Source organism: Flavonifractor sp. An112 (assembly GCF_002161085.1).
Taxonomy (GTDB): Bacteria; Bacillota; Clostridia; order Oscillospirales; family Oscillospiraceae; genus Flavonifractor; species Flavonifractor avicola.
Genome location: NZ_NFLU01000003.1, coordinates 65,983 through 85,167, shown reverse-complemented (window position 1 = coordinate 85,167; position 19,185 = coordinate 65,983). Strand labels below are relative to the sequence as shown.

The 19,185-nt window shown below is 65.6% G+C and carries 21 protein-coding genes and 1 riboswitch; all 21 genes read right to left on the bottom strand.

All coding sequences use genetic code 11. The annotated features are described in order from the left end of the window. Position 1: 1 nt before the first annotated feature. The 21 genes from cobA to cobK all read right to left on the bottom strand — a co-directional run bounded on the left by cobA (position 2) and on the right by cobK (position 19,184). Positions 2-1,486, bottom strand: coding sequence for a uroporphyrinogen-III C-methyltransferase (cobA, locus tag B5E56_RS03435; RefSeq protein ID WP_087388595.1), 1,485 nt, complete (start codon positions 1,484-1,486; stop codon positions 2-4). Next, positions 1,471-2,361, bottom strand: a complete 891-nt coding sequence (gene hemC, locus B5E56_RS03430) for a hydroxymethylbilane synthase (RefSeq protein ID WP_087388593.1) — start codon at positions 2,359-2,361, stop codon at positions 1,471-1,473. The genes cobA and hemC overlap by 16 nt, the downstream gene beginning before the upstream one ends. After that, on the bottom strand, positions 2,358-4,004 hold the full coding sequence (locus tag B5E56_RS03425) for an NAD(P)-dependent oxidoreductase (protein ID WP_242958753.1): 1,647 nt from the start codon (positions 4,002-4,004) through the stop codon (positions 2,358-2,360). The genes hemC and B5E56_RS03425 overlap by 4 nt, the downstream gene beginning before the upstream one ends. Next, positions 4,001-4,693 (bottom strand): precorrin-2 C(20)-methyltransferase, encoded by a 693-nt coding sequence (cobI, locus tag B5E56_RS03420; RefSeq protein ID WP_087388591.1) that lies wholly within the window; start codon positions 4,691-4,693, stop codon positions 4,001-4,003. The genes B5E56_RS03425 and cobI overlap by 4 nt, the downstream gene beginning before the upstream one ends. Further along, complete coding sequence (locus tag B5E56_RS03415; RefSeq protein ID WP_087388589.1) at positions 4,690-5,538, bottom strand: ATP-binding cassette domain-containing protein; 849 nt, start codon at positions 5,536-5,538, stop codon at positions 4,690-4,692. Before B5E56_RS03415 ends, cobI begins: the two co-directional genes overlap by 4 nt. Next, positions 5,535-6,314 carry a cobalt ECF transporter T component CbiQ gene (gene cbiQ / locus B5E56_RS03410; RefSeq protein ID WP_087388587.1) on the bottom strand — a complete coding sequence of 260 codons (780 nt, stop codon included), beginning with the start codon at positions 6,312-6,314 and terminating at the stop codon, positions 5,535-5,537. The genes B5E56_RS03415 and cbiQ overlap by 4 nt, the downstream gene beginning before the upstream one ends. 2 nt (positions 6,315-6,316) lie before the next feature. Further along, positions 6,317-6,613, bottom strand: a complete 297-nt coding sequence (locus B5E56_RS03405; protein ID WP_087270639.1) for an energy-coupling factor ABC transporter substrate-binding protein — start codon at positions 6,611-6,613, stop codon at positions 6,317-6,319. 13 nt (positions 6,614-6,626) lie between these two features. Further along, positions 6,627-7,346: an energy-coupling factor ABC transporter permease gene (locus B5E56_RS03400; RefSeq protein WP_087388585.1), complete on the bottom strand. Its 720-nt coding sequence runs from the start codon at positions 7,344-7,346 to the stop codon at positions 6,627-6,629. A 53-nt stretch (positions 7,347-7,399) separates the two neighbouring features. After that, positions 7,400-7,524, bottom strand: a riboswitch (cobalamin riboswitch). 23 nt (positions 7,525-7,547) lie between these two features. Then, on the bottom strand, positions 7,548-8,333 hold the full coding sequence (locus tag B5E56_RS03395) for a sirohydrochlorin cobaltochelatase (protein WP_087388583.1): 786 nt from the start codon (positions 8,331-8,333) through the stop codon (positions 7,548-7,550). Positions 8,334-8,338: 5 nt separating this feature from the next. Then, positions 8,339-8,986 (bottom strand): precorrin-8X methylmutase, encoded by a 648-nt coding sequence (locus tag B5E56_RS03390; RefSeq protein WP_087388581.1) that lies wholly within the window; start codon positions 8,984-8,986, stop codon positions 8,339-8,341. 3 nt (positions 8,987-8,989) lie between these two features. Next, positions 8,990-10,486, bottom strand: coding sequence for a cobyric acid synthase (locus B5E56_RS03385; RefSeq protein WP_087388579.1), 1,497 nt, complete (start codon positions 10,484-10,486; stop codon positions 8,990-8,992). After that, a complete protein-coding gene (gene cobD, locus B5E56_RS03380) occupies positions 10,486-11,541 on the bottom strand; it encodes a threonine-phosphate decarboxylase CobD (RefSeq protein ID WP_087388577.1) in 1,056 nt (351 codons plus the stop codon). The genes B5E56_RS03385 and cobD overlap by 1 nt, the downstream gene beginning before the upstream one ends. A 39-nt stretch (positions 11,542-11,580) precedes the next feature. Next, positions 11,581-12,558: an adenosylcobinamide-phosphate synthase CbiB gene (cbiB, locus tag B5E56_RS03375; RefSeq protein WP_087388575.1), complete on the bottom strand. Its 978-nt coding sequence runs from the start codon at positions 12,556-12,558 to the stop codon at positions 11,581-11,583. Further along, entirely contained in the window at positions 12,555-13,151 is a 597-nt protein-coding gene (locus B5E56_RS03370; RefSeq protein WP_087388573.1) for a histidine phosphatase family protein, read from the bottom strand. The genes cbiB and B5E56_RS03370 overlap by 4 nt, the downstream gene beginning before the upstream one ends. Then, positions 13,142-13,498, bottom strand: coding sequence for a bifunctional adenosylcobinamide kinase/adenosylcobinamide-phosphate guanylyltransferase (locus B5E56_RS03365; protein WP_087270620.1), 357 nt, complete (start codon positions 13,496-13,498; stop codon positions 13,142-13,144). Before B5E56_RS03365 ends, B5E56_RS03370 begins: the two co-directional genes overlap by 10 nt. Then, positions 13,495-14,262 carry an adenosylcobinamide-GDP ribazoletransferase gene (locus tag B5E56_RS03360; protein WP_087388571.1) on the bottom strand — a complete coding sequence of 256 codons (768 nt, stop codon included), beginning with the start codon at positions 14,260-14,262 and terminating at the stop codon, positions 13,495-13,497. Before B5E56_RS03360 ends, B5E56_RS03365 begins: the two co-directional genes overlap by 4 nt. Continuing rightward, on the bottom strand, positions 14,259-14,780 hold the full coding sequence (locus B5E56_RS03355) for a bifunctional adenosylcobinamide kinase/adenosylcobinamide-phosphate guanylyltransferase (RefSeq protein ID WP_087388569.1): 522 nt from the start codon (positions 14,778-14,780) through the stop codon (positions 14,259-14,261). The genes B5E56_RS03360 and B5E56_RS03355 overlap by 4 nt, the downstream gene beginning before the upstream one ends. Before the next feature lie 45 nt (positions 14,781-14,825). After that, positions 14,826-15,884 carry a nicotinate-nucleotide--dimethylbenzimidazole phosphoribosyltransferase gene (gene cobT, locus B5E56_RS03350; protein ID WP_087388566.1) on the bottom strand — a complete coding sequence of 353 codons (1,059 nt, stop codon included), beginning with the start codon at positions 15,882-15,884 and terminating at the stop codon, positions 14,826-14,828. Beyond that, entirely contained in the window at positions 15,881-17,254 is a 1,374-nt protein-coding gene (locus tag B5E56_RS03345; protein WP_087388564.1) for a cobyrinate a,c-diamide synthase, read from the bottom strand. Before B5E56_RS03345 ends, cobT begins: the two co-directional genes overlap by 4 nt. Further along, a complete protein-coding gene (cbiE, locus tag B5E56_RS03340) occupies positions 17,251-18,444 on the bottom strand; it encodes a precorrin-6y C5,15-methyltransferase (decarboxylating) subunit CbiE (protein WP_087388562.1) in 1,194 nt (397 codons plus the stop codon). Before cbiE ends, B5E56_RS03345 begins: the two co-directional genes overlap by 4 nt. Continuing rightward, positions 18,441-19,184, bottom strand: coding sequence for a precorrin-6A reductase (cobK, locus tag B5E56_RS03335; protein WP_087388560.1), 744 nt, complete (start codon positions 19,182-19,184; stop codon positions 18,441-18,443). Before cobK ends, cbiE begins: the two co-directional genes overlap by 4 nt. Position 19,185: the final 1 nt, after the last annotated feature.

Here is a 19,185-nt window from a genome sequence, read left to right as displayed (position 1 = left end):
ATCAAACACCTTCCAAAATGGTTTCCACCAGCGCGTCCATGGTGGCCTCACGGGCCACCCGCACAGGAATTCCGAATTTCTTTGCCTCCGCGGCAGTCTGCTGCCCGATGCACATCCCCACCATATGGGAGAAATTTACTTCCTCCCCCACAGAGGACACAAAGCCCTTTACCGTGGAGGCGGAGGTAAAGGTCACCAACAGGCCTTCCGTCCCTTCCACCGCCGCCCGCAGCTCCTGAGAGCGGGGATTTTCATACACCGTGCGGTAGCTGGCCACGTCGTCACAGGCAATGTTACGCCTTGCCAGCCCCTCTGTCAAGGCGGGGGAGCCCTCCTCCGCCCGAAGGGCCAGCACCTTGCCCGTAGCGGGCAGACCCTCTCCCAGATGGGCGGCGTCGTACACCTCCGGCACATAGTCGGCCTTCAAACCATGTTTTTTCAGCTCGCGGTCGGTGCCGGGGCCAATGGCGGCCAGCTTCACGGCACCCAGGGCGCGGGCGTCTTTGCCGTGGCCCTCCAGCCAGTTCCACAGGGCCTCCACCCCGGCGGGACTGGTGAGGGCCAGCCACTCATAGCCGTGAAGCTTCTCCATGGCCTTATCCACAGCGGGACAGGGGTCCAGAGGCACGGTGGCGATGCAGGGGTACTCCCACACATCGGCCCCCATGGCGCGCAGCCGGGCGGATAGGGTGCCCGAGCGCTCCTTGGGGCGGGTGACCACCACCCGCTTCCCCTTCAGGGGCAGCTTGTCGAACCAGTCAAAGTCCTCCGCCAGGGCGCACACCTTACCCACCACGATGACGGCAGGGCTCTCCACCTTGGCCTCCTCGGCCACGGCGGGCAGGGTACCCAGGGTGGCGGAAATGCGCCGCTGGGCGGGGGTGGTGCCCCGCTCCACCACGGCGGCGGGCATATGGGGCTCCATGCCCGCGTCCAGCAAGCCCTTGCAGATCTGGGGCAGGGCGGACACGCCCATCAGAAAGACCAGGGTGCCCTTTGTGCGCACCAGAGCCTCAAAGTCGATGTCCAGCTCCTTCCCCGCCCGCTGATGGCCAGTGACGATGTGGAGGGAGGAGCAGCAGTCCCGGTGGGTCACCGGAATACCGCCGTAGGCGGGGGCGGAAATGGCGGAGGTGATGCCAGGCACCTCCTCAAAGGAGACGCCGTGCTGGGCCAGCAGCTCCAGCTCCTCGCCGCCCCGGCCAAAGAGGAAGGGGTCGCCCCCCTTGAGGCGCACCACATTCTTGCCCTCCAGGGCCTTGTCCAGCAGGATCTGGTTGATCTGGTCCTGGGGCACCGGGTGGCGGGAAGCCTGCTTGCCCACGTCGATGTGCTCGGCTTTCTCGGGCATCATGGCCAGGATGGCGGGGCTGACCAGCCGGTCATACACCACCACCTCCGCCTTCTGGAGGGCCTCCAGCCCCTTCCGGGTCAGCAGGCCGGGATCGCCCGGGCCTGCCCCCACCAATGTTACTTTACCAGGCATGGATTTCCCTCCTTCATGGAATTGGCCAGCTGCTCCGCCAGCGCGGTTCCCTGTTCCTTGGGTCCGGAGATCTTGTCCCGGAACACCTGCCCGGCCTCGTCCACATAGAGGCCGGTGAGGGTGATGGTCTCCCCCTCGATCACGGCGTGGGCGGCAATGGGAGAGGAACAGCCTCCGTCCAGCTTGCGGACAAAGGCCCGCTCGGCCTGGGCGCACAGAGTACCCTCCTCATCCACCACGCCGGTGAGATAGCGCAGGTCCTCCTCGGCCCGGGTCTGGAGGGCCATAATGCCCTGGCCCGCCGCCGGGATCATCTCCTCCACGGTAAAATACCGGGTGATGCGTCCCTCCAGCCCCAGCCGCTTCAGACCGGCGGCAGCCAGCACCAGGGCGGAATACTGGCCCTCGTCCAGCTTGCGCAGGCGAGTCAGCACATTGCCCCGCACCGGAGCCACCTCCATGTGGGGGAACAGGGCCTTGAGCTGCACCGCCCGCCGGGCGGAGGCGCAGCCGATGGGCTTGGCGGGGTCCAGCTCGGTGACACCCTCGGGGAGCACCAGCACATCCCGGGGGTCCTCCCGCTGGGAGAAGCCCGCCAGAGGAATGGCCGGGTCCTCCTCCATGGGCAGGTCCTTGCAGCTGTGTACCGTCAGATCCACCCGGCCGTCCAGCAGCGCGGCGTCCAGCTCCTTCACAAAGAGGCCCTTGCCGCCGATCTTGTCCAGGGTGCGGTCCAGGATCTTGTCGCCGGTGGTCTTCATGGTCACCAGCTCCAGCGTCATATCCGGATGGAGCGTCTTGATGCCCTCCATCACCAGCTCAGACTGAATGACAGCCAGCTTGCTCTCCCGGCTGCCCACCCGTATGGTCTTCATTCCAATCCCTCCAGTACGGCCCGGATGGCCTTGGCGGCCCGGGCGGTGCGGGCGTGGTCGTCTCCCCGCCCCGCCACTCCGGCCACAATGTTGTCCCCGGTGCAGATGGCGGGGAAAAAGAAGGTACACTCCTCCGGGGCGTCGGCCACGCTCACCGGGATGCCCAGGGCACGGGCCTCCTCCCCCACGGCACGGTTCACCGAGCGGTCGTCGGTGGCGGCCACCGCCAGGGCGGCACCCGCCAGATCGCCGGGGGCATAGGGCCGTCCTTCCCACTGTATGCGCCCGTCCAGCGGTTTACATCTGGGGGCAATGACGGTGACCTCCGCGCCGAAGCGGGCCAATACCTCCGCCCGGCGGCAGGCCACCACGCCGCCGCCGATGACCACGGCAGTTTTCCCCATCAGGTCGATGAAAAGTGGAAAACGGAAGTGCTTTTCCGGCGGCAAGGTCCACCGGGGCTTGGCGGCGGTGTGGACCTCGATCTTGGCGGCGCACCGCTCCAGGTCCTCCGGGGTCAGGTTGTCCTTCAGCCCACCGGACAGCAGATCCACCGCCCGGCTCACCGCCAGCTCCACCAATTCCCGGGCCTCCGGGCCCTCCAGGTCGGTGGACAGCACCCGGGCGGCCACCGCCTGCTTCACCCGCTCCAGGCCGGGCAGGCAGTTCTTGTAGTTCTCCCACTGGTTCAGCCGCTCCAGATACTTTTCCACAATGGCCGCCGCCTCCGGTGGAAGTTCCCGGCTGGTCTCCACCCCCAGGTCGTCCACATTGTAGAGGGTGAAGCCGGGCAGAGTGGCCACCTGAGGCTCGATATCCCGGGGGATGGCCAGGTCGGCCAGCACCCTGGGCGGATGGGACAGTTCCGCCAGCTCCCAGGCCGTCACGGTATAGTGGGGACTGGTGGTGGCGGAGAGCACCAGGTCCATGCCCTCCATGGCCTGATACCGCTCCTCATAGGGGGTGACGGCGCACCCGGCGGGCACCACGGTCTCCCCGTGGTGATAGCTGCGGAGGGTCACGGTGACGGCACATCCCGCCTCGTAAAGGAGGGAGGCGGCCAGCCGTCCCATCTCCCCGTTGCCGATGACCAGGGCCTTCCGGTCCTTCAGGCCCCCCAGATGGGCTTCCAGCCGGTCCACGGCAGACCGGGCCGCCGACCGGGGCACCCCGATAAAGCGGACCTTTGTCTTGATCTCCTTACCGGCGGCGGCGGCATTGCGGAACAGGGTCTCCAGCACCCCGTCCGCTGTGCCCACCTCCCGGGCGGCCTGGACGGCCCCCTTCACCTGGGTTACGATCTGATCCTCCCCCCAGATCTGGGAGCGCAGGCCGCCAGCCACCTCCATCAGGTGGCGGGCCGCCTCCTCCCCCGTCCGGGTGACAAAAGCAGCCGCAAAGGGGGAGTACTCCACCCCCGCTTCGGCACACAGCAGCCGTCCCGGGTCGGGCATGGGCCCCTCCCCGCAGGAGAGATACAGTTCGGTACGGTTGCAGGTGGACAGCAGCACGCAGCCCTCCACCCCCGCCCGGCGGGACAGGCGGCGGTCCAGCTCCAGCACCTGATTGCGGGTGAAGGACAGCTGTTCCCGCAGGTCGATGGGGGCTTTATGCCAGTCCAGGCCGGTCATGATGAGCTTCACACCTGTTCCCCCTTTTTCACCAGTACCACCGAGAAGTAGCCGCTGCCCTCCTCCAGGTCGGCAAAGTGGGGGCATACCAGCTCCCCCTCCATGCCGCAGTTGGCCACCAGGGAGGCCCGGCTCAGCAGGCCGTGCTCCTCCAGGGTGTTTTTCAGGGCACCAATCTCCTTGCCCGCCTTCATGAACACCAGGTTGGCGTCCAGGTCCAGGCAGTCGGACACATCCTTGTGGGAGGCGGGGACGATGAGCAGCCGCTCGCTCTTCTCACACAGGGCCATATTCAACTTTGCAGCCACGGCACAGAAGGAGGGCACGCCGGGGATGATCTGGGCGTCGTACCCCCGGGCCACCACCTTCTTGTGGAGGTAGAGATAGGTGGAGTACACCGTGGGGTCCCCCAGGGTGATGAAGGCCACGTCCTTGCCCCCGTCCAGGGCGGCGCACACCCGGTCGGCGTTGCGCTCGTAGGCCCCGTCCAGGGCGGCATGGTCCCGCACCATAGGGGCCTCGCAGGTGAGCAGTTCCTTGCCGTCGGCCAGTTCCCCCACGATATTGAGGGCGGTCTTCTCCCCCCGGCCCGGGTCGGGCACGGCCAGCACCGCCGCCTGGCGGATGATGCGCTCCGCCTTCTTGGTCATCAGTTCGGGATCGCCGGGGCCAACCCCCACGCCGTACAACATTCCTCTCATTGGTTTTCCTCCTTGAGCATTCGCAGGATCTCCCGCCGGGCCGCCCCGATGGTGGCGGCGGACCGGTCGGCGTCCAGACCATCCACCTCCCGCAGCACCTCCATCAGGTGGGCGATGCGGGGCAGACGGAGATGATTGGCCCGCAGGGCCGCCGGGTCGGCAAAAAGCTGCTCCGGCGTACCCTCCAGCAGCACCTTGCCGCCCCCCAGCAGGTAGGCGTAGTCGCAGTACAGGGGCACGATATCCATGTCATGGGTGGCGATGAGCACCGTCATGCCCAGCTCGTCCCGCAGGCGAGTGAGCAGCTTCATGATGTCGCTCACCCCCTGGGGGTCCAGTCCGGCGGTGGGCTCATCCAGAATGAGCACCTCCGGCTCCATCACCAGCACTCCGGCGATAGCCACCCGCTTCTTCTGTCCGTAGGACAGGGCGTGGGTGGGTTTGTCCCGCAGATGGGACACGCCGGTGCGCTCCAGGGCGGCTTCCACCCGGCGGCGGACCTCCTCCGCCGGCAGGCCCAGGTTCACCCCGCCGAAGGACACGTCCCGATACACGTCGGCGGAGAAGAGCTGATCGTCCGGGTCCTGGAACACGATACCCACCCGGCGGCGCAGCTCCAGCAGGCCCTTTTTATCGTAGCGCACCGGCTGGCCCCCCAGCACTACCTTGCCGCTCTTGGGGGTAAGCACCCCGTTGAGGCTGAGGAACAGGGTGGATTTGCCCGCCCCGTTGGCCCCCAGAATACCGGTGACCTTCCCTTTTTCTGCGGCAAAGGTAATATGGTCCAGGGCTACGGTGCCGTCCTCATAGGTATAACACAGATCTTCTGCCTGGATGGCGTTCACAGCAGCAGCCTCCCTTCCACAAACCAAATGGCAATCTGCCCCGCCGCCGCAAATACGGTGAGGGGGAGCAGCCCCCACCCCGGACGGTAGGCATCATTCAGGGTGGTGAGGCTGCCGGTATAGCCCCGGGACTCCAGGGCGGTATAGATACGGTCGGCCTTTCGCCATGCCCGCAGGAACACCATGGATGCCAGCATCCCCAGGGAGGACACCGACCGGCGGAACCCCCGGTAGCCCAGCCGGGAATCCTGGGCGGTGCGGATGTTGGAGGCCGTCTCGGCCAGCACGAAGATGAAGCGGTAGATCAGCTCCATCAGCTCCACCAGCAGCTTGGGCACATGGAGCCGCCCCAGGGCCATGGTCAGGTCGGTAACGGGGGTATTGAGGGAGAGAAAATACATACATCCCACCGCCCCCAGGGCCTTGCAGAAGATCCGGCCGCCCAGCCAAAGGCCATCCACGGTAAAGCCCCACAAACTGTCCCCCACCGGAATGGCGGCCACCATCTCCGTCCCGGCGGGGTAGGCCCCCGCCACGATGGTAAGGCAGCCGATGACCAGGAAGATCAGCGGCACCTTGAGAAAATGGAGGTACACCCTGGGGGAGAGTCCCCCCAGGGCGGTAATCAGTACCCCCATCAGAATCAGGGTAAACAGGCCCACCGCCACGCTGTCGCAGCACAGGCAGATCACCAGAGCGACTACCGTCAGCAGCAGCTTGGGCATGGGAGACACCCGCCGCAGGCGGGACTGATAGGCGTAGCGGTCGGTGCCCATGGTCAGTTCGTTCCTTTCTCTTTCCCGTCCGGCTTCTTGGTGATGCGGCCCAGAATGAAGCCCACCACACCGGCGCCGATGGCGGCCTGGAGGGCAAAGAGCATAGACTCCACCTCGCCGCTGGCGGGCTCCAGAATGGGCTCAAACCAGGGCTCATAGTCGGGGTTAAGCTCCATAATGGCCTCCTCAGCCTGGCCGTCGGCCCCGCCGAACTCGGCATTGGGCAGCAGCCACAGGGGCACGGCGGCGATGACCACCACCAACAGGATCAAAATCAAATTTTTCTGCCAAACTTTCATATCCGTCCCCTCCTTACAGCACCTGCAGCTCATGGAGCTCGGTCTTGCTGTACTTCTCCAGCACGTTGAAGATGACCACGGTGAGCAGGCCCTCGGCAATGGCCAGAGGGATCTGGGTCACAGCGAAGATGGTAAGGAACTTCACCATGCCGCCGTTGATGACCCCCAGCTGGACCGAGGTGACCACATAGGTGAAGAGGTCACCCAGGGCGGCGGCGGCAAACACCGCCACAGCGGCGGGAGCCTTGGCCTTCCGCAGCAGCTTATAGATCAGCCAGGACACGATGGGCCCGGCAATGGCCATGGAGAAAGTGTTGGCCCCCAGGGTGGTCAGGCCGCCGTGGGCCAGCAGCAGGGCCTGGAAGAGCAGCACGATGAGGCCCAGCACCGTCATCACCAGGGGCCCGAACAGGATGGCGCCCAGGCCCACACCGGTGGGGTGGGAGCAGGAGCCGGACACCGAGGGGATCTTCAGCGCTGACAGCACGAAGGCAAAGGCGCCGCACATGGCCAGCAGGATCTTGGCCCGGGGGGCCTGATCGATCTTCTTCTTGATGGAGAAGAAGCCGGCCACCACGAAGGGGACGCACACCGCGCCCCAGCCAATGGCCCAGTTCACCGGCAGCATACCCTCGGCGATGTGCATGGCGGAGGCGCTCATGGTCATCAGACCCAGCAGCCCCACCAGCACCGCCGCGGCGCGGACGGTTTTGTTGGCAGTCAGAGTTTTCATGGTTGTTTCATCCTTTCCTATCACTCGTAGGTGGGTGGTTTCCGGGCCGGGCAAGGTTTTCCGGCTTGAGCCTCTCTGCCGCCGCGCGTCTTCCCAGGTTTTCCCAGTGACATGGTGCCCGGCGGCTCTTCTCTTACGGCAGCGGGACTGCGCGGGATTTGCACCCGGCTTCCCTTTTCCCGGCCCTCTATGCAAACAGGCTTACGCCTGGAGTTGTTTGGCCTCTCCGGCGTGCTTGACGAAGAGGGCCTGGATACTGGGAAACTCCCCCAGGCCCTGGAGCACGCAGTTGACGGCGTAGCCCTCTTGTTCCAGCAGGGATTTCCAGGAATCCTCCTCCTCCCCCGCCAGATCGTTTTTGGCGTGATCGCCCGCCACGATCATCAGGGGGCGCAGCTCTACGTTTGTGGCGCCCAGCTCTTGGATACGGCGCACCGCCTCCCCAAAGCCGGGGTAGCCCTCCACCGTGCCGATGACCACGTCCTTCCGGCCCATATCCCGGAACACATACTCCAGCAGGGCGTAACAGGAGTTGGCAAAGTGCTCGGTGCCGTGGCCCATGTAGAGGATGGCTTTGCCCTCCTCTGCCTGGGGCAGGTCTTGGAGCAGGGCCCCCACCGCGTCCAGGTAGTCCCCCGTCTCGGTGAGCAGGGGGCGGCCGAAGGTCAGCTTCTCAAACCGGCCCTCGAAGGGGCCGGCCAGAGCCATCATCTTGTCGTACTCGTCGCCGTTCATGATGTGGGTGGGCTGGACCAGCACGTCGGTGTATCCCTCCGCCGCCAGCTTCTCCAGGGCGGTGGGTACGTCGTCGATGTGGGTGCCCTCCCGCTCCAGCTTTCTCAAAATCATACCGCTGGTGAAGGCCCGGCGCAGGGTGCGCGCCGGAAAGGCGGCGGCCAGGGCCTTCTCGATGGCGGCAATGGTCTTTTCCAGGGTGTCCCGGTGGCTGGTGCCGAAGGACACCGCCAGAAGGGCTTGTGGTTTCATATCTTTCACTCCCGTACGTTGTTGCTGGCCTGGTATAACAGGGCGTTGCAGATGGCGGCGGCAATGTTGCTGCCCCCCTTGCGCCCCCGGGCCACGATGTGAGGCACATTCATGGTGAGCAGCAGTTCCTTGCTCTCCACCACGTTCACAAATCCCACCGGCGCCCCGATGACCAGGGCGGGGGCCAATTTACCCTCCTCCATCAGCTCACAGGCCCGCACCAGGGCGGTAGGGGCGTTGCCGATGGCCAGCACCAGAGGGCCTTCCAGACGGGCCGCCCGCTCCATGGACACGGTGGCCCGGGTCTCCCCCCGCTCCTTGGCCTCCGCGGCCACATCGGGGTCGGACATAAAGCACACCGCTTTCCCGCCAAACTTCTCCAGCACCTTCTTGTTGACCCCGGAGAAGGCCATCTGGGTGTCGGTGACGATGGTGCAGCCCCCCTTGATGGCGGCAATGCCTGCCGCCACCGCGTCGGGGGAGAATACCAGATTGTCGGCATAGTCGAAGTCGGCGCTGGTGTGGATGGCCCGCTTGATGATGGGCAGCTGGTCGGCGGGAAACACCCGGTCCCCCAGCTCCTGGCCGATGATTTCCATGCTTCTGGCCTCAATGTCAGCGGGGGCCACCCGCTGCAACTCTATCTTTTTCATGGGTCATTCCTCCCCGTTCAGGATGCGGTAGATCCGCTCCATGTCCAGACTGGCCCGCAAACCGTCCGCCAGCTTGTCGTACTGCCGCTGGGCGTACTCCTGCCAGTCCACACTGGCGGCCTGGCCCTCCAGGCCCTTGGCCTTCATCAGGGCATTCACCAGGGCCTCGGCCACGCCGGCCTTGTCAAAGATGCCGTGGACGTAGCAGCCCCACACGTTGCCCGCGCTGAGGCCGTCGATATGCTCCTCCCCGGTCTGGGTGGCAAACTGCACCAGCGGGGCGGCGGCGCTCTCCGTCTTGCCCATATGGATCTCGTAGCCCTCAAAGGCCACACCGGCCATAGGAGCGAAGATGCCCCCGGCCTGGACAAAGGTTCCGGTCACCCGGGTGCGGGTCTTTTCCCCCTGGAACACGGTCTCAGAGGGCAGTAGGCCCAGCCCTGCCAGGGTGCCTCCTCCCTCCACCCCGTCCGGGTCGGAGACGGTGTTGCCCAGCATCTGATAGCCGCCGCAGATACCGATGACCGCGCCGCCCCTGGCGGTATGCTTCAGAATGGCGCCCTCCAGGCCGCTCTGCCGCAGCCACCGCAGGTCGTCCATGGTGTTTTTGGTGCCGGGCAAAATGATGAGGTCGGGGTGGCCCAGCTCCCCCACGCTCCCCACATAGCGGAGGGAGACCTCCTCCATCCGCTCCAGGGGGTTGAAGTCGGTGAAGTTGGAAAGCCGGGGCAGGCGGATCACCGCTACGTCCACCAGGCCCACTTTACCGGATTTGGACAGACGGGCGGACAGGGAGTCCTCATCGTCCACGTCCACCTCCAGCATGGGCACCACACCCAGCACCGGCTTACCCGCCAGCTCCTCCAGCTGGGTGAGGCCGGGGCGGAGAATCTCCACATCGCCCCGGAACTTGTTGATGATGAGTCCCTTGATCATCTCCTGCTCGTCCGGGTCCAGCAGCTTCACCGTGCCGTAGAGGGAAGCAAACACGCCGCCCCGGTCGATGTCGCCGCACAGCAGCACGGGGGCCTTTGCCATGCGGGCCATACCCATGTTGACCAGATCGTCCTCTTTCAGGTTGATCTCCGCCGGGCTGCCCGCCCCCTCGATGACGATGATATCATACTCCGACCCCAGAGAGGAATAGGCCTCCATCACGTCGGGAATGAGGTTTTTCTTATACTTGAAGTAATCTCCCGCCTTCATAGTACCCCGGGGAATGCCGTTGACGATAACCTGGGAGCCCACATCGCTGGTGGGCTTCAGGAGAATGGGGTTCATCCGCACATCGGGGGCCACACCTGCCGCCTGAGCCTGCATGACCTGGGCACGGCCCATCTCCAGCCCAACCGGGGTGATGGCAGAGTTGAGGGCCATGTTCTGGGACTTGAATGGGGCCACCTTGTAGCCGTCCTGCTTGAAGATGCGGCACAGCCCCGCCGCCAGCAGAGACTTGCCGGCGTTGGAGGCGGTACCCTGGATCATAATTGCCTTTGCCATCACTGCACCTCGCTGAGGGCGGCCAGCAGCCGCCGGTTTTCTTCTTCGCCCCGGACGCACACCCGGTACCAGTCGGGGCCCAGGCCGTAGTAGTTGGCGCAGGAGCGGATGAGCACCCCCCGCTCCAGCAGTTTCTCTTTCAAATCGGCTACGCCGGGCAGCCGGAACAGGAGATAGTTGGCCTGCCCGGGAATCACGGTACACCCCGCCGCCGTCAGACCGGCGGCCAGACCGGGCCGGGCTTCCTCCACAAAGCGCCTGCCCTCCTCCGGCCAGTGGGGACAGCAGGTCAGGGCCGCCACGCCTGCCGCCTGAGCGGGGGTGGACACGCTCCAGGGCTGGGCGAATTTGCCCAGCTGCTCCCGCAGTCCCTCGTTGGCCGTCAGGCAGTAGCCCAGCCGCAGACCCGCCATGGCGTAGCTTTTGGTGAAGGCCCGCAGCAACACCAGATTGGGGTGGTGGGCCAGCCAAGGGGCCAGCCCCGGCCCGCCGGTGGCCAGAGGCAGGAAGCACTCGTCCACCACCAGCACCGCGCCCACAGCACCGCACCGCTGCACCACTTTTTCCAGCAATTCCTCATCGATCAGCCGCCCGGTGGGGTTGTTGGGGGTACACAGGAACACCAGGTCGGTGTCCGATTCGATAGCGTCCACGAAGCCCGCGTCCAGGTCGAAGTTCCTGCTCTGGTCCAGGGTGTACCGGTCGATCTCACAGCCCACGCAGGTGAGGGCCTCCTCATACTCGGAGAAGGCGGGGGCGGTGACCAGGGCCTTTTTCGGTTTCAGCGCAAACACCAATCGGAAGATCAAGTCGGCGGCTCCGTTGCCGCACACCACCTGCTCCTCCCCCACCCCGTCGTGGGCGGCAATGGCCCGCCGCAGGTCCCGGCACAGGGGGTCCGGGTAGCAGGCCGACTGGTCCACCGCCTGCCGGGCCGCCTCCGCCACCGGGGCAGGCATCCCCAGGGGGTTCAGGTTGGCGGAAAAGTCCAGGACCTCCCCGCCGTAGGCGGTCTGGGCGGTGAGGATATCCCCGCCGTGGGTGTAGACTGGCATAACAACGCTCCTTTTCGTGGACAAAGTGGGCATCCGCCCTCAGGGGAACAATAAAATCAGCAGTGGCACCCCGCAGAAGAGCAGCAGGGCGAAGAAGGCGGTAGCGTACAGGATCCGGCCCGCCCGCAGGATATCCAGGGGCTCAGGGGGCCGCTGATCGTCCCCGATGTAGGGCTTCTCCACCAGCTTGCCGAAGTACCAGCTGGGCCCCACCAGCCGAAGCTGGAGGGCACCGGCACAGACCGCCTCGGTGTGGGCGGCGTTGGGGGACTTGTGCTTCTTCCGGTCCCGCTTGAAAATGCGCCAGGCATTCTTCCCGTCATACCCCGCCGCCACAGCCCCCAGGCACATGAGCACACCGGAGATGCGGGCGGGAATGAAGTTCAGAATGTCGTCCCACCTGGCCGCCGCCCGGCCAAAGTAGAGGTATTTGTCGTTTTTATAGCCCACCATGGAGTCCATGGTGTTGGCGGCCTTATAGAACATACCCAGGGGCGCGCCGCCGATGGCCAGGAAGATGAGGGGGGCGATGACGCCGTCGGAGGCGTTTTCCGCCACCGTCTCTACCGCCGCCTTGGTTACCCCGGCCTCGTCCAGCCGGTCGGTGTCCCGGCCCACGATCATGGAGACGGCGTACCGGGCCTTGTCCAGATCCCCGGTCTTCAGGGCATCGTACACTTTACGGCTCTCGGCGGCCAGAGACTTGGTGGCCAGCAGCTGGTAGCTGATCACGCTCTCCACCGCCAGGGCCAGCCAGGGGCTCACCAGCCAGCATCCCCACAGCAGCAGCACCGTCAGAACCGTGGGGATGGCCAGGGTGAGGAGCACCAGCACCACGCCCCCGGCCAGCTCACCGCCGTGAGACCTGGGGAAGAGCTTCCGCAGCACCTTTTCCAACCCGGAGATCAGGGCACCGATGGCCCGCACCGGGTGGGGAGCCCAGTGGGGGTCCCCCAGCAGCAGGTCCAGGCAGAAGCCAATGAGCAGCGCCGTCAAATGACTGATCCACCAACTCATCCTTTGTACTCCTCCAGCACCGTCAGTTCCAGGGTGTCCGGGTCCAGGGCCATACGGAAGCCACCGCAGTTGGGGCACATCCAGCCGTAATACTCCCGCTCCGGGCGGCCATACTTGGACAGCAGGCCCATCAGCGCCCCGCCGTGGGACACCACGCCCACCCGCTCAAAGCCGCGGGCGGCGGCGTCCCTGGCCAGCTTCCCGAGGCCGATGGATACCCGCTCCACCACCTGCTCGGCGGTCTCCCCTACCGGCATGGCGGCAAAGTTCAGGTGGGTACCGGGCTGGCCGATCCAGGCTTGATACAGGGGATCGTCCTTCAGCTCCTCGTGGTTTTTCCCCTCAAAGGGGCCGAAGTCGGTCTCCCGCAGCTCTTCGATCACGGTGCTCTCCACCCCCGGCCACAGCAGCTGAGCCGTCTGGCGGCACCGCATCAGCGGGGAGCGGTAGATATGCTCCACATAGGGCAGGGTGGGCCCCACTTTACGGGCCAGCTCCTCCCCCTGGGGAGTGAGCGGTACATCCAAAGTGCCCACAAAGCGCTTCTCCAGGTTGCCCTGGGTGGTTCCGTGCCGAATGAGGATCAGTTCCATGGTTTGTCTCCTTTCAGGGTCATGGGCAGGCCGCAGAAAATGCGCTCCACACGCTCCGCCCGCTTAGCCAGGCGGCAGCACAGCCGACCCACATCCTCCCGCCAGGCCCGCTGGGCCGGGTCGATGGGTACCACGCCGCAGCCCACCTCGTCGCAGATGAGGATCAGGTCCGGATTGGCGGTCAGCAGCTCCTCCTCGTCCAGGTGGGGCCACTGCTCCAGGCCGTCAAAAATCGGCTTGCTTTTGGCCTCCTCCGGGGTATGGGCCACCTGGTCTGGGGTATATCCCGTTTTTTGCAGCACATAGTCCAGTTTTCCCTGGCCCGCACCGCCAACGATGAGTATCATACCAACACCTCGATTTTCTGGACCACAGCCACCATCAGCACCATGCCAAGCTCGCAGATCTGGAGGAAGAAGCCGGCCAGATCGCCGGTGACGCCTCCAAACTGCCGCTGGCTCATGACCCGATAGTACAGGCAGGCCAGTCCTGCCCCCAGCAGGGCGGCGCCGCCGGTCCACAGGTCCAGCCACAGCATGGCGGCCACGCAGACCACCACCCAGATCACCATGACGCCACGGGCCTTGGCGGTATCCATGGTGTCGGTAAAGGTGGCCAGCAGGCCGGTGCCCCGGGCGTTGGGCAGGGTAACGGCAAAGAGACCGGACAGGCTGCGGGAGAGCACCGGCCCCAACGCCAGCACCAGGGCGGCCCGTCCCGATGCCGCCACCTCACTCCAGCAGGCGAAAAATACCAGCAGGTAGAGCCCGCAGCAGATGATGGCAAAGGCCCCGGTGTGGGAATCCTTCAAGATCTCCAGCTTGCGCTCCCGGCTCTGGTGGGAGGACAGGGCGTCGCAGGTGTCGCAGAAGCCGTCCAGATGGATGCCTCCGCTAAGGGCGATGGGGATGAGCAAGGCGAAGGCGGCAAAGAAGAGGGGGCTGAAGCCCAGGTACCGGGCCAGGGCCATCCAGCCGTACAGCACCGCACCGATGACCGCTCCCACCAGGGGGAAGAAGCACAGGGCCCAGGACAGGGCCTTCTTCTCCCAGTCTACCCGGGGCATGGGGACCTTGGAGTACATGGCAAAGGCAATGATGAGACTTTTCACGCACGTTCTCCTTTCCACGCCACAGGGATGCCGCACACCACTTCGTAGACCTGTCCCGCCAGGGCGGCTACCCGGCGATTCAGTTCCCCCAGCACCGACAGATAGTCCAGGGTGACGGGGTCATAGTCCATGCCGTCGGAGAAGAGTTCGTTGGTGACCACCACCAGCAGCTCCGCCTGCTCCGCCGCCCGGCGGATGCCGGAGAGCACCCGGTCCAGAGCGCCGTCCTTTCCGTCGGGGGAAAAGTACTCGTTGGCGCACAGGTTGGACAGGTCCTCCAGCAGCACGGCGCAGCCAGTGGGTAGAACGGCGTTCGCCAGAGCGGTGGGGCACTCCACCGTCTCAAAGCCCTTGCCGGCACGCATCTGCCGGTGGCGCTCCACCCGGCGGACGCTCTCGGCGTCCCACACCTGCATGGTGGCCAAATAAATTCTGTTCTCCAGGCCGGAGGAGGTCACCAGAGATTCGGCAAATTCCGACTTCCCGCTGGCCGAGCCGCCGGAAACTAAGATCAGCATAACGTATTCTCCATTTCGTAGGGGCGACCTTTATGGTCGCCCGCCTCAGGTCAAGGGCTGGTATGCCTCAATATCTGTGTCCTCAAAGGTGGTCATCTCCCGGTACACCGCCAGACCCATGTCCAGCAGGGGCATCACTGCCACCGCGCCGGTGCCCTCTCCCAGCCGCATACCGGCATAGAGGAAGGGCTCCAGACCCAGCTCGCCCAGCACCAGCTTACTGGCCGGCTCGTCGGAGGCGTGGGAACCCAGCATATAATCCTTGCAGGTGGGACAGATCCGCGCAGCAATGAGGGCGGCCACCGAGGAGATAAAGCCGTCCACCAGCACCGGCACATGGCACATAGCACCGCCCAGGAACACGCCCGCCAGGCCCGCCAGATCCAGGCCGCCCACCTTGTGGAGCACGTCGATGGGATCACTGGGGTCGGGCTGATTGACGGCGATGCCCCGCTCAATGGCGTGGATCTTCCGCACCAGGCCCTCGCTGGACAGGCCGGCGCCCCGGCCGGTCATGACCTCCGGCTCTTTATTCAAAAATACAGCGGCCACGGCGGAGGATGTGGTGGTGTTGCCAATGCCCATCTCGCCGGTGCCCAGCAGTTTGACGCCGCCGTCACACAGCTCTCGGGCCACTTCCACACCCACCAGCACGGCCCGCTCGGCCTCCTCCCGGGTCATGGCGGGACCCTGGGACAGGTTGGCGGTGCCCCGGCGGATGTTTCTCTGCAAGATCCTCTCTCCATGGAGGGGGGTGGCCACGCCGATATCCACCGGCACGATCTCCACCCCGGCGGCCCGGCCCATGGCGCACACACTGGTGTCACCGGTGGACATATTCTCCGCCACGATGGCGGTGACCTCCTGCCCGGTCTGAGTGACTCCGTCAGCCACCACGCCGTTGTCGGCACACATCACCACCACCGCCCGCTTGGAGATGTCCACATTAGGGGTGCCGGTGATGGCTGCCATGCGGATCACCGCGCTCTCCAGGGCGCCCAGACTGCCCAGGGGCTTAGCGATGGAGTCCCAGCGGGCCTTGGCCTGTGCCGCCGCGTTCTGATCGGCGTGGGTAATGGAACGGACCACTTCTTCCAGTGTCATAGCGATGCCTCCTGTTGTTGATAGCGGCGTGCCGCCGCCACGAAATTGCGGGCCATCTCAGGTCTGGCCCAGAAATGAAAGTGGGGAAAACCGGCGTACAGCGTAGGGGTATGGACGCCGCAGTCCCAGCCACGATTGCTCAAAGGCTTCTGGGCCCGGAAGCTGTCGCCGGGCTGCTGGCTGTCCCAGTAGTGGAACTCATGGGCGGGCAGCTCTTCTCCCGTCTGACACAGCAGGCCGTCGGTCCGGGCGGTGAGGGTCACATAGCCGAACCGGCCCAGCTTGCCGGTATTCCAGGCCCGGCCGGGAATGACGCCCGCCATGGGCCAGTCTTTTCCATTGGTATCCTCCAGCATCTCATGGAGGTAGAGGAAGCCGCCGCACTCGGCCACGGTGGGCAGGCCACCCACCACCGCGTCCCGGATGGCGGCCAACATGGCGGTATTTTGGCTCAGCTGCTCCGCCAGCAGCTCCGGGTAGCCGCCCCCCAGGTAGAGGCCGCAGGTGCCTTCCGGCAAGGCCTGATCTTCCAGCGGGGAGAACTCCACCAGCCTGGCTCCCAGCTTCTCCAGCAGCTCCAGGCCGTCGGCGTAGTAGAAACAGAAAGCCTTGTCACGGGCCACGGCAATCACCGGCGCTCCCTCCACCGGCTCCGGCAGATCCAGAGGTCCGGCGTTCAGGTTGGGGGCGGAGGCGGCCAGGGCCAGCAGGCCGTCCAGATCGATGGTCTGCTCCGCCTGGGCGGCCAGCTTTTTCAGCTTCTCCTTCAGGCCCGCCACCTCGTCGGCGGTGACCAGGCCCAGGTGGCGGCTCTCCAACGCACAGTCGGGCAGACTGGGCAGGAAGCCGTACACCGTGACGCCGGTCTCGGCCTCAATACATTCCTTCAGCCGGGGGTAGGGCATGGGGGACACCCGGTTCAAGATAACGCCCTGAATGCCGCTGTCCGGCCGGAAGGTTTTCAGGCCGTGGACCACGGCGGACAGGGTGAGAGCGCTCCCCCGGCCATCCACCACCAGCACCGCCGGGGTGCAGGTGGCTTTGGCCAGATGGTAGGCGCTGGCCTCATGGCTCATGGCGATGCCGTCGTAGTAGCCCATGACTCCCTCGATGAGGGCCAGGCCGGACCCCACGCTGTTGTGCTCCAGCAGGGACCGGGTGCGGTCCTCCCCCAGGAAGAACAGATCCAGGTTGCGGCTCTTGGCCCCGATGACCTCGCTGTGGAACATGGGGTCGATGTAGTCGGGGCCGCATTTGAAGGCCACAGGATTTACCTTTCGATCCATCAGGGCCTGCAAAAGGGCGCAGGTCACGGTGGTTTTACCCCCTCCGCTGGCGGGGGCGCACAACAGCAGCCGGGGGGTACTCATGCGCGTCCCTCCCCGGAGAAAATCCACACCGGATTTTGGGCGTCCATGAGATGATACCGGCCCGCCTGCCGGGTGCGGGTGGCGGACACCTGCACCATATCAGCCCCCTCCAAGGGGGCGAAGAGCCGGGCGGCCTCGGCCACCGTCTCCAGGGTAACGGCGGTACACACCACCCGGGCGGCGGGATTTTTCCGGAAAATTAGATTCAAAATCTCCTCCAGCTCGCCGGAGGTACCCCCCAGAAAGACCCGGTCGGGTGCAGGCAGGTCCTCCAGAACTGCCGGGGCGGTACCGGGTACCACCACCAGATTGCCGGTGTGGAACCGGGCTTTGTTCTCCGCCAGCAGGGCCACGGCCTCTTCCTTCTTCTCCACGGCATACACCTGCCCGGCAGGGCAGGCCAGGGCACACTCCACCGACACCGAGCCGGTGCCGGCCCCCACGTCCCACACCACATGGTGCTCCTCCAGCCGCAGCTTGGAGATGGCGAGGGTGCGCACCTCCTCCTTGGTCATGGGCACGTCCCCCCGGAGGAAGGCCCCGTCGGGCAGGCCGGGGGAGTTGAAGGGCCGCACCACCGGGTCGGGATTCTCGGCCAGCACCACCGACAGGTCGGCAAAGGTCTGCTCTGCCAGCTCCGCCGCGGTACCGGTGACCACCCGCTCGTCGGGGTAGCTTAGACGCTCCCCTACCGAGACGGTGACCCCGCCCAGACCACGGCGGGTCAGCTCCTTGCAGATGTCCTCCGCCTTGGTGGCTCCGCCGGTAAGGGCAAAGGTACGGCTGTTGCGCTGGATCTCCCCCACCACGTTGTGGCTGCGGCCATGGGCGCTGACGATCTTCACGTCCTGCCAGCTGGTGTGCAGCTTGGCGCAGAAGTAGCTGAGGGAGGAGATGCCGGGAATGGTAATGACCTCGTGATTACCCAGCAGGGTCCACAGCTTTTTGGCTCCGCTGTAGAAGCCGGTGTCCCCGGACAGGAGCACTCCGATGGGGCCCTCCTGCTGCTTTTCGATGTATTCGGCGATATCGCTGCCGGCGATGAGGGGGACGCAGGTGTGGCTCTCCTGGAAGGGCTCCAGCAGCCGGGGAGCGCCCACCAGGGTGGAGCACTCCTTGACGGCCTCCAGCGCCCACACCGTCATGGTCTCCGGGGCGCCCATGCCCATGCCGATGAGATAGACTTTCATGCTTCTCCCTCCCGCAGCAGCTTCTCCTTACATTCCTCCAGGGTGAGGCCAGTCTCGGCCCGGGGCCGCTCCACCACCAGCAGCGCGCACCCCGCCTCACGGGCGGCCTCCGCCTTCTCCCGGAACCCGCCGTAACCCCCGGTGTCCTTGGTCACCAGAGTCTTGATGTGATATTGCTTCAGCAGGGCCACATTCAGCTCCTTGGAGAAGGGGCCCTGCATACAGATGATGTTTTTGGGCGGAAAGCCCAGCTTCAGGCAGCGGTCCAGGGAGTCCGCCATGGGCAGTACCCGGGGATAGCACCGCTCCACCAGGCCGGGCTTGGCAAAGGCGTCCAGCTCCTTGCTGCCGGTGGTGAGCAGCACATTACCCGGCAACCGCTCCAGCATATACGCCGCCCCGGCCATGTCTCCCGCCTTGTGGCACAGATCCTCGCCGTCGGACTGGCGCACCAGCCGCAGGAGGGGCAAACCGGCCCCTTCCGCCGCCGCCTTGATGTTGGCGGTCACTTCCACGGCGTAGGGGTGGGTAGCATCCACCACATGGGTGAAGGGGCGGGAGGCCATCAGAGCCTCCATCTCCCCCCGGTCCATCCGGCCCACATGGGCCTCCGCCTCAGGAGGCAAGAGAGTCTCGCCGTACTCGGTGGCCACGCACACCAGGGTGGGGATCTTCTGGTCCAGCAGCCACCGGGCCAGCTCTCTCCCCTCGCCGGTGCCGCCGAAGAGCAGGATGTTCATC

Excerpts from the sequence above, each read along its gene's own strand:
- hemC (WP_087388593.1), bottom strand. The coding sequence starts at position 2,361 with ATGAAGACCATACGGGTGGGCAGCCGGGAGAGCAAGCTGGCTGTCATT.
- B5E56_RS03365 (WP_087270620.1), bottom strand. The coding sequence starts at position 13,498 with ATGATACTCATCGTTGGCGGTGCGGGCCAGGGAAAACTGGACTATGTG.
- cobT (WP_087388566.1), bottom strand. The coding sequence starts at position 15,884 with ATGACACTGGAAGAAGTGGTCCGTTCCATTACCCACGCCGATCAGAAC.
- cbiE (WP_087388562.1), bottom strand. The coding sequence starts at position 18,444 with ATGAAAGTCTATCTCATCGGCATGGGCATGGGCGCCCCGGAGACCATG.
- cobA (WP_087388595.1), bottom strand. The coding sequence starts at position 1,486 with ATGCCTGGTAAAGTAACATTGGTGGGGGCAGGCCCGGGCGATCCCGGC.
- B5E56_RS03390 (WP_087388581.1), bottom strand. The coding sequence starts at position 8,986 with ATGAAAAAGATAGAGTTGCAGCGGGTGGCCCCCGCTGACATTGAGGCC.
- B5E56_RS03345 (WP_087388564.1), bottom strand. The coding sequence starts at position 17,254 with ATGAGTACCCCCCGGCTGCTGTTGTGCGCCCCCGCCAGCGGAGGGGGT.
- cbiQ (WP_087388587.1), bottom strand. The coding sequence starts at position 6,314 with ATGGGCACCGACCGCTACGCCTATCAGTCCCGCCTGCGGCGGGTGTCT.
- cobD (WP_087388577.1), bottom strand. The coding sequence starts at position 11,541 with ATGCCAGTCTACACCCACGGCGGGGATATCCTCACCGCCCAGACCGCC.
- B5E56_RS03405 (WP_087270639.1), bottom strand. The coding sequence starts at position 6,613 with ATGAAAGTTTGGCAGAAAAATTTGATTTTGATCCTGTTGGTGGTGGTC.
- cobI (WP_087388591.1), bottom strand. The coding sequence starts at position 4,693 with ATGAGAGGAATGTTGTACGGCGTGGGGGTTGGCCCCGGCGATCCCGAA.
- cobK (WP_087388560.1), bottom strand. The coding sequence starts at position 19,184 with ATGAACATCCTGCTCTTCGGCGGCACCGGCGAGGGGAGAGAGCTGGCC.
- B5E56_RS03370 (WP_087388573.1), bottom strand. The coding sequence starts at position 13,151 with ATGGAACTGATCCTCATTCGGCACGGAACCACCCAGGGCAACCTGGAG.
- B5E56_RS03355 (WP_087388569.1), bottom strand. The coding sequence starts at position 14,780 with ATGCTGATCTTAGTTTCCGGCGGCTCGGCCAGCGGGAAGTCGGAATTT.
- B5E56_RS03400 (WP_087388585.1), bottom strand. The coding sequence starts at position 7,346 with ATGAAAACTCTGACTGCCAACAAAACCGTCCGCGCCGCGGCGGTGCTG.
- B5E56_RS03385 (WP_087388579.1), bottom strand. The coding sequence starts at position 10,486 with ATGGCAAAGGCAATTATGATCCAGGGTACCGCCTCCAACGCCGGCAAG.
- B5E56_RS03395 (WP_087388583.1), bottom strand. The coding sequence starts at position 8,333 with ATGAAACCACAAGCCCTTCTGGCGGTGTCCTTCGGCACCAGCCACCGG.
- cbiB (WP_087388575.1), bottom strand. The coding sequence starts at position 12,558 with ATGAGTTGGTGGATCAGTCATTTGACGGCGCTGCTCATTGGCTTCTGC.